The 9,411-nt window shown below is 33.9% G+C and carries 8 protein-coding genes and 2 pseudogenes; 9 read left to right on the plus strand and 1 reads right to left on the minus strand.

All coding sequences use genetic code 11. From position 1 onward, the window contains the following. The 9 genes and pseudogenes from IJ258_RS05950 to IJ258_RS05990 all read left to right on the plus strand — a co-directional run. Positions 1–566 (plus strand): annotated as a pseudogene (locus IJ258_RS05950) (hypothetical protein); the annotation flags it as partial. A gap of 870 nt (positions 567–1,436) precedes the next feature. Beyond that, a complete protein-coding gene (locus IJ258_RS05955; protein WP_292804355.1) occupies positions 1,437–2,168 on the plus strand; it encodes a hypothetical protein in 732 nt (243 codons plus the stop codon). A gap of 171 nt (positions 2,169–2,339) precedes the next feature. After that, positions 2,340–5,387 carry a DEAD/DEAH box helicase gene (locus IJ258_RS05960; protein WP_292804358.1) on the plus strand — a complete coding sequence of 1,016 codons (3,048 nt, stop codon included), beginning with the start codon at positions 2,340–2,342 and terminating at the stop codon, positions 5,385–5,387. 244 nt (positions 5,388–5,631) lie between these two features. Further along, positions 5,632–5,919: a hypothetical protein gene (locus tag IJ258_RS05965; protein ID WP_292804361.1), complete on the plus strand. Its 288-nt coding sequence runs from the start codon at positions 5,632–5,634 to the stop codon at positions 5,917–5,919. Between the two features lie 37 nt (positions 5,920–5,956). Continuing rightward, positions 5,957–6,244: a hypothetical protein gene (locus tag IJ258_RS05970; RefSeq protein WP_292804364.1), complete on the plus strand. Its 288-nt coding sequence runs from the start codon at positions 5,957–5,959 to the stop codon at positions 6,242–6,244. Between the two features lie 37 nt (positions 6,245–6,281). Then, complete coding sequence (locus tag IJ258_RS05975) at positions 6,282–6,569, plus strand: hypothetical protein (protein WP_292804367.1); 288 nt, start codon at positions 6,282–6,284, stop codon at positions 6,567–6,569. 297 nt (positions 6,570–6,866) lie between these two features. Further along, the gene (locus IJ258_RS05980; RefSeq protein WP_292804370.1) at positions 6,867–7,154 is read left to right on the plus strand and encodes a hypothetical protein; all 288 of its coding nucleotides are present in this window, start codon (positions 6,867–6,869) and stop codon (positions 7,152–7,154) included. Between the two features lie 10 nt (positions 7,155–7,164). After that, positions 7,165–7,578 carry a hypothetical protein gene (locus IJ258_RS05985; RefSeq protein WP_292804373.1) on the plus strand — a complete coding sequence of 138 codons (414 nt, stop codon included), beginning with the start codon at positions 7,165–7,167 and terminating at the stop codon, positions 7,576–7,578. Between the two features lie 379 nt (positions 7,579–7,957). Next, a complete protein-coding gene (locus tag IJ258_RS05990) occupies positions 7,958–8,293 on the plus strand; it encodes a hypothetical protein (protein ID WP_292804376.1) in 336 nt (111 codons plus the stop codon). A gap of 125 nt (positions 8,294–8,418) precedes the next feature. On the opposite strand, the pseudogene IJ258_RS05995 reads toward IJ258_RS05990, so the two are convergent. Further along, positions 8,419–9,411, minus strand: a pseudogene (locus tag IJ258_RS05995) (hypothetical protein); the annotation flags it as partial.

The raw sequence follows: 9,411 nt of genomic DNA on the forward strand, positions 1-9,411 counted from the left end.
ATAAAAACTCTGCAAATTTCGCCTCATCTGTGTCTTCATCCTCTTTGATTTATGGAAATCCGGTTTCAATTAGTTTAAATGGACCCGCCCTAAGCGGCGATGCTGTTATTTATCTGGATGGTGAGAAGTATAAGACAGTTCAGTTTAATGGGAAAATAAGTGAAAGTATTAAAGATTTAAGCGTAGGTACACATTACATCACTGTCAAATTTAACGGTTCAGGAAGCTACTACTCAAAAACATATCAGGTAAGCGTAAAATCTGCTGTTGTGGCGCCTCAAAAAACCGTCATAAAACTGACACTCAAAAAGGTGAGCGTTAAGAAATCCTCCAAAAAGCTCGTCCTGCAGGCAACCTTGAAAATTAACAATAAAGCAGTAAAAGGCAAAAAGATTACCTTTAAGTTCAACGGCAAAAAATACACTGCTAAAACCAACAAGAAAGGTGTTGCAAAAGTCACCATCAAGAAAAAAATCCTCAAAAAACTTAAGGTAGGTAAAAAAGTCAAATACCAAGCCAGCTTCGCTAAAATTACTGTTAAAAAATCAGTTAAAGTTAAAAAGTAGGTGCGACGCATCTACTTCCTTTTTTTAAATCATTATTGAAAATATTTGAAATTTTTGTTTGGCCATGGGGATTTGTCAGGTCAAATTTATTCGTTTTTAGATTAGAACACATTTAATAGATTTTACCGTCATTATTTTGAATAGTTTGGTGATAATTTATCTAAATAATTAATCGTAAATTTAATAATTTTCACACTTTGATTTTTGCTGCAGATATCATAAAAATAGATGACTGTAATCAATATCAATTGCAGAATTTAAATCCTGCAATTACCCAAGATATTGATTTAACCCAACTAAATATTGGTCAATTAGATTATCACCTAATTGTGGAGGCTTAACCTCTTGGTTAAATATTAATTATTTATCATATATGAAGATTTGCTGATAGTAGGGTGTGCTTTAAACAAGGGGAGAACACCGAAACTGGGTTGTTTCGAAAGAAACCTCGTATAAAATGGATTACAATCTATTTGCAGGTGATAAAAGAGAGAAACTTATACTCTTACATGAACAAGAATAAGAGTACTATTATGCAAATCATGTCAATGAAATGAGTTAAATCTACAGTAAAGCTTGGAAACTTCAGATTCCATAATTCATTCCTCCAATATTTAGTAGGGGTGAATCAGTACAAATCATCCAGTTACTTTTAAAATAAACTTTAAAATTAACTTTCATTTAATTCTTCCTAATTCGAGAGTTATTCATTAAAAATACTTTGATTCACATCATATTTAAAGATTTTTAAGACCATATAATTATTCAATTACAAAATAAAGTCAATAGTGATGTTATTTTGTAAAATTGTCTTAAATTTCAATTATTTTATTAACCGGAAAATCAAAATACATAATCAGGTGAATAACTTTGAAGGCGTGGGAAAAATTATACAAATCAGAGGACTTGGATGAAGCCATTAATCTGGCAGAAAAGGTTTCAATCAAAAGCAATGACGGTGTTTTAATCATAGCACAGGTGGATAATCATAAGGTTGAAACATTCATTGAATACGCAAGTCCGTCATACTCCTCATGTGATTGTCCTTCCAGATACCCTTGCATTCATGAAGCGGCCCTTACATACTATCTTAAAAGCCATCCTGAAATCTACCTGGAAAGTCCTGATTTTGATGATATTTTAAGCATGGCAAGTCCTGATGATTTAAGGGATTTTCTTTTAAATGAATTTGAAACAAACCCTGATTTTAAGGATAAATTCCTCAGGAAATTTAAGGATAAACCTGTTGATAAGGATTTCTACAACGCCAAATTAAACAGTATTTTCAAAAAGGCTGAAGGACGGGACTTCAGATATCACGGCTTTCATGATTTGGATTTGATGGAAAATGAACTGTATGATTTCATATCTGATGATATCGGCATTGTATTAGGCACACACGATCATGATTTTGCATGCGATTTACTTATAAGGATTGCAAAACTTTTAAACGATGAGGTAATCTCCGGTTGTGATTCATGGTATGATCTGGCTGAGATATTTATGGAGCGGGCAGGTTTATTGGATTTTTCCATTTATCTTGAAGCGGATAAATTGGATAAACTGCATGCAAATATGGACCATATCATGAGCATATTATAAATTAAAAACATTCTGCGCATTGGTTTAGGGCTATTGAAATTTCACAATTCCACTTCAGGTATTCATCATTTATTAGGGTTTTTAAGAAACTAAGGCAATATATTGTTTATAGATTTATATAAAAACTATTCAATTGAAAGTATTTTAAAGAGGTAAAACAATACTATAAGCATGGAGAAGTGGTTTGAAAATATTGTTAAAAATCATTACAATTCATCTTTGGGATTCAGATGGCAGAAATATGTGGTTTTTAATTTAAATTTTGAAGAGGACATGGTTACAGCTGAAGTCAGTACTGGTGAGGATATTCACAATCTCACCGTTACATTTCGCCAGTTCAGCGTTCATGAAAAAGACAGACTTTTGGCCGTTGCAAAAAAACCCGAAATCCGCATTGATTTGATAAACGGAATTGTTCCTGACGCTTTATTTAACTGCGGTGTGGACATTTTCCCCTCATCAGGCATCGATTTGATTGTTGACTGCTCATGTTGGAGCACCGGATTTTTGTGCAATGAGGCAATGGCCGTTTTAAAAAGACTTGAAGAGGTTTTCAAATACAACCCGTTTCTGATATTTTCCCTAAGGGGCCTGAATTTAAACAACATCACTCCGTTTCCCGTCAAGGACTTTGAGGATATATTCTCCAATACTTATAATACCAGTCTCACATTCCTTTTGGACCGTTACCTGAGAGATGAAATTGAAAATCTTCTTGACGCTATGAACGAATGGATTGACAGGTATGATTTTAAAGCATACTCCGGAAAGATTAACCTGCCTTTGAATGTTAACTCCGCTTATCAAATCACAAACAATAAATTCAAAAATGCAGGGGATTTCATTTCAGCTTTAAAATCAACCAAAAGCCCCCTTTTGGATTATGCATTTGATTTGATAAAAAATCATGAGCTCGTTCCTGAAATATTCAGGGCAGACGATAAACACGTTTTCACACGCTGGATTCCATCAGACAAAATTAATGTGAATGTTTTGGAGGAAATTGTAGTTGTCGATGGCAAAAGCATTTCAAAAACCGACCAGATTATTGTTTTTGTAAGCCTGATTGCTGGTGATCTTTTAGAGTTGATTTTAAATCATAAAGTCCGAAATGATGTTTCTGAGCTTCTCATCGGCTCATCACTAATCGATTGCGAGCGCAAAAAAATACTCATAAGAGATATTTCAAGAAACCTTTCACTTTTCACCATTCCCTATGACTATAAAATCCACATCACAGATTCGGATGATAATTTTATCCTTGAATTTGAAACCGATGATGATGCTGACCGCTTAATATACACATATCACATCCGAAAGCTCTTCAATTATTTCAAGCTTTACTGGACATTAAGCGAACCCCTAAAACTTGATTTCAGCCAATACATGAAATACCTCAAAAGGATTGAAGGCCATCTGAAGGACTTGAATGTTGAAGCTGAAAAGTCATTCAACTTTTATGAGGGAAGCTTTAAAATAAAACTGACACTTGATGAGAATGACTTTTTAACCATGGATAACCTTAAAAGTTCCAGTTGGATGGTTGACCTTGGAAACTGCATGATTACAACTGGTGAATTTCAAAAACTCAAAATCAATGACTCCGGAATTGTTAAAATCAATGATGATTACTATAAAATGGATCCGGTGAAATTCAGATCACTTCAAAGCGACACTTTGTTTTTACCGAATAATTTTGAAAGCTACGAGCTTCTCCAGATTGCTCTTCTTGGACGTTACCGCAATCTCAAATTCGATGTGGGTGATCAGTTCAAGGAACTTCTTGACTTTAAGGGCAAACTTCCAGAGCCTGAAGGATTGAAGGGAAATTTAAGACCTTATCAGATTGTCGGATATTCATGGCTTGTTCAAAACATCAAATCAGGTTTCGGATCAATCCTTGCAGATGACATGGGTCTTGGAAAAACCGTTCAGGTACTTGCAGCAATACTGTATCTTAAGCAAAACGATCTGCTGGACAGGCAGGTGCTTGTTGTTGCACCGACCACTCTTCTTGCAAACTGGGAAACAGAAATCAATAAATTCACAGACCTCACCTACAGCATATATCACGGCGATGAGAGAACAATCAAAAGAAACGTTGATTTGATTTTAACATCCTACGGAATGCTTAGATCAGATGAATCAAAATTTAAACGTAAATCATGGTTTTTATGTGTTATCGATGAGGCTCAAAATATTAAAAATCCGAATACCAAACAGACACGTGCAGTCAAAGCCATTAAAGCCGACCACAGGATAGCGCTGACAGGAACACCGATTGAAAACCGTCTTCTTGATTACTGGTCAATATTTGACTTTACAAACAAGGGCTATCTCTCCAACATAAGCAAATTCAAAAAGGATTATGTCCTGCCTGTAGCTAAACACCCTCAAAGCAAAGTATTGGATAATCTTAAAACAATAACAAAGCCTTTTATCCTAAGAAGGCTTAAAACCGACAGAAACATAATCGATGATTTGCCTGAAAAAAACGTCAACGACGTATACTGTCAGCTGACAAAAAAGCAGTCCGAAATATATGATGAACTGGTAAAAACCGGTTTAAGCAGCCTTAAGTGGGAAGAGGGCATTAAACGTAAGGGAAATATTTTAAAGCTGATAACTTCACTCAAGCAGGTCTGCAATCATCCCGTACAGTACATTAAAAAAGGTAAAATCAATTTAAATGATTCGGCCAAACTCGAGCTTCTGGCCGATATTGTTGAAAACATACTTGATGTTGGTGAAAAGACAATAATATTCACCCAATATGTTGAGATGGGAAAAATCCTTGAGGAAGTTCTGCTAAAAAAGTTTAAAACAGAAGTGCTTTTTCTTCACGGTTCCCTAAACCGAAAGAAACGTGAAAAAATCATAGACAATTTCCTGAATGACCGGTCATATCCGATACTTATAGCAACACTTAAAACAGGCGGTGTGGGACTGAACCTTACAAGTGCCCAGAACGTTATCCATTATGATTTGTGGTGGAATCCGGCAGTTGAAAACCAGGCAACAGACCGTGCCTACAGAATAGGCCAGGAAAAGGACGTTATGGTTTACAGATTCATCACCAAGGGAACACTTGAAGAGAAAATCGACATGATACTTAAAAGCAAACTCGATTTGGCGGACAGAACCATTGAAAGCAATGAAACATTCATTACCGAGCTTAGTGATGATGAGCTGAAAGAAATGCTTGAGTTAAGATTATAATATTCATAAGCAGAATGGCTGTTATGATGATTATTCCATATACAATCACTTATCAATATTACTTCCAATTTCATAAATTCCATTGGCCTTATGAATTAGGGTGTTTGCTGTTTTTACAAATTTGACCATACATTACCGTTAAATTTATATTTGGGAAAAACTACATATTAATTAAGGCAAATGTAACTTTTTCCATCCGGAAAAATTAGTGTTTTTACAATTTGAAATTTAATGTGGTGGTGTTATGGTTACTAATTTGGAAAGGTTTAAAAAGGAGATGGAGCCTGCTAGGCAGTTGTATGCACGTGAAATTAGGGATTTTGCTAAAAATTTTGATGCTTTGGGTGAAATGACTATGGATGAGTTTCCAGACATTGATACTCAGGATTATATTTTTTCTTTTGCAAAAGTTGAGGGAACCTCCGAAAAAGAGCTGGATAGAATATTTGATGAAATATCTGACCATATGGAAGAGTTTTCTAAAGCACATGGAATTGAAAAGTTCTGTCAAAATGCATGTATTTGGATATAATCGGTGGATTTTTATTTGAATTAAATTGGTGATAATTATGGTTACTAATTTGGAAAGGTTTAAAAAGGAGATGGAGCCTGCTAGGCAGTTGTATGCTCGGGAAATCAGGGATTTTGCTAAAAATTTTGATGCTTTGGGTGAAATGACTATGGATGAGTTTCCGGATATTGATACTCAGGATTATATTTTTTCTTTTGAGAAAGTTAATGAAACTTCCGAAGAGGAATTGGATAAAATCCATGATGAAATCTCTAATCATATGAAAGAGTTTTCAAAAGTCCATGGAATTGAAAAATTCTGTCTCAATGCTCGAATATGGATATGATCGCTGGATTTTTTTTATGAATTAAGTTGGTGGTGTTATGGTTACTAATTTGGAGAGATTTAAAAAGGAGATGGAGCCTGCTAGGCAGTTGTATGCTTGTGAAATTAGGGATTTTGCTAAAAATTTTGATGCTTTGGGTGAGATGAGCATGAGGGAATTTCCGGATATTGATGTTCAGGAGTATATTTTCGATTTCGAAAAGGTTGAGGGGACTTCTGAAGAGGAATTGGATAAAATCCACGATGAAATTTCAAATTATATGAAAGAATTTTCTAAAGTTCATGGCATTGAAAAATTCTTCCAGTATTCATGTATTTGGTTATAAATGTGGGATTTTCATAGACATTTAGTTTAAATTAATACTGATTTTAAAATTAATCATTCTATGTGTCGTTTTATAGGTATGGGAATTTCACAATGTCACTTCAATATTATTTTCAACGTATTGAATTGCATTCAATTCATATTAAATGTAGTTTATTAGGTTTTTGATTTTAGCCATACAAAATCGTTAAATTTATATTTAAGGAAATTAATATAATAATTGTGGCAAATGTAACTTTTTCCTTATGGAAAATTTAGTGTTTTTACGAATAGTTATAATCAAAAGTTGGTGATAATTATGGTTACTAATTTGGAAAGGTTTAAAAAGGAGATGGAGCCTGCTAGGCAAATTTATGCTCGTGAAATCATGGATTTTGCTAAAAATTTTGATGATTTGGGTGAGATGAGTATGAGGGAATTTCCTGATATTGATGTTCAGGAGTATATTTTTGATTTTGAAAGGGTTAATGGAACTTCTGAAAATGAATTGGATGAAATTTTTGATGAAATTTCTGAACATATGGAAGAGTTTTCAAGAGTTCATGGTATTGAAAAATTCTGTCAATGGGCCCGAATTTTCATATAGGGGGATTTTTATGGATATTACTAAATACCCTCAGTTTGAATTGTATCTATTGACATTGCATCTATTAATGTTAAAAGATCAGTTGGTTCCAGATGGTTGTTCTGATCGCTGTATTAACTCAACAATTATTAATAGAGCTTATTTCAGTTCATTTTTGTATTGTCTGTTGTGGCTTGAGGATGTTAAGAAATTTAAACCAATTCCTGTTTTGAAACTGGCTCCTGATGAAAGAATATCTGAACATACTCAAGTGAGAAATGCATTATATAATTTTGGTGAAAAAAGAAGTAATGTAGAGTTATCTAAATTGGCAGAATTAAGAAAAAAAGCTGATTATGATCCTTTCATCGACATCACACCTGAGGAAGTCACCGATGCCGTTCACCATATGGAGAAAATCTTCAACCATCTGAAATTCGAGTAATTTTTTTTTAATCCGTAAAATTTTACACCCTAAAATCAACATTGCCGTCATGTTAAACTTATTTTTAGCAGTGTATCAAAGTAAAAATATTACAATTGCATCATTTGCCATTAAAATTTTAACAGTAATCTGATATTTTTTCTGGAGTATATTTTGAACAAAAACTATGTTAAAGTTCTACATATGTTGTATAACAGAACACTTGTTTTCTATATTAATTTCCGACATAACAGAATGTTTGTTTTCTGCATTATTTAATAATTATAAAATATATAATTTAATGAGTGAATACAAAAAATATTTGTGGAGAGTTTAGTGGTTAGTTGTGTGAGAATAAAAAAATCACTATTGTTGAATACAATTTAAACAGGTTTTGGCTATGGTTATCTTAAAAAAATATTTTGATGAAAATGACAAAAAGAGGTATGGGATTCCCAGAACAAGAAATGGTGATGGCTGTCAATGGAAGATAACTGGTTTTTACAGTGTTTATGTATGCTTTAAGAAAGAAAAGATAGACTGCTGGAAATATGTTAATGAAGAAATGGGTGTATATTTAATTTCCAGTGATCTTGTAGAATTGAGAGATGAGGTTATCAAAAGGCATTGGTCCTGGCATGTGGATGATTATTATCATGCTCGCCGAACTGCCAAAATGGTGGGATTGCCATTATTTGATTTAAAAGAAAAAGTTAGCTATAAAAGAATTTTTTAATTTTAAAATACTATTTAAACATAATGAGGGGTAATCAGATGAAATTTTTTCTAATCCTATTTAAATTATGATAAAAATAGTATTATAAAAAATCATTTACAACATAACCATTTTCAATTTTAAACCTATTTAAAATCTTCACAATACTTTCCGAATTGAACACTATGTCCCAGAGTGCAGTAATACTCGCTGTATCCTCCCATTGTAAACTCACCAACTATTGCTCCGTGATCATCTAAAAATTCCTCATAGCAGTGCCTGCAACTAAAACTGCAAAAGCCGCCGCCATGCTGTCTGATATATTCTTCTTGCTCTTGTCTTTGTCTTTGTAATTCCGCTGCCAGTCTTTCACGTTCTGCTTTTTTTAGCTCTTCCTGTTTTTTGTGTTTAATCGCAATCTTTATTCTTTTTTTAAGTTTACTGTTTTCTGAAAGTTCCCATTTAAGTCTTTCCCTGTATTCAAATTGTGATTCTGCAATTGCAGGAGCTAAACTGCCCAAATAATTAGGACTGTATTTTGGTGTCCATTTAAGTTCAACGGAATCGAATTTCGGTTCGACATAGCTGCCTTTGATGCGGATGGATTCGATTCTTTTCATGTCAGCTGAATAAGGCGGTTTGCATTTTGAACATCTGTACTCATCAGGCTTTACTATGGCGAGGCAGTTTATACAGTAATTGGGTGATACAATTTTCCATCTTGAGCATATTTCAGATAAATTCCTGTCGGTTTTTTCAGACTCTGATTTCAGACCCTCCAGACTGTTGGCTGAACTCGGCATGTCCTTTTTTCCGATTCCTTTTTTTGCACGTTTAAATAATGAGGTGTTGTGCAGTTCATATGGCAGAGACACATTGAAAAGATGCTCCTCAAATAAACGTTCCGGATACTTATAATCATATACATCGCTTGTCCACAGTTTTTTTCCGCAGCTGGTGCAGAATCTGTTTGTGTATGGATTTTTAGTGTTGCAGTCAGGACAGTTGACGTCCTCAAATTCATATCCGCACTCACAAATCTCATCGCCTTTTTTAACTATTTTTCCGCAGTTAAGACAATACGGATCAGTATTTTCTAACCTAAGTCTGATTTCATCATCATCAAGCAGTTTTTCTCC

It is taken from the genome of Methanobrevibacter sp. (assembly GCF_017468685.1).
Classification (GTDB): Archaea; Methanobacteriota; Methanobacteria; order Methanobacteriales; family Methanobacteriaceae; genus Methanocatella.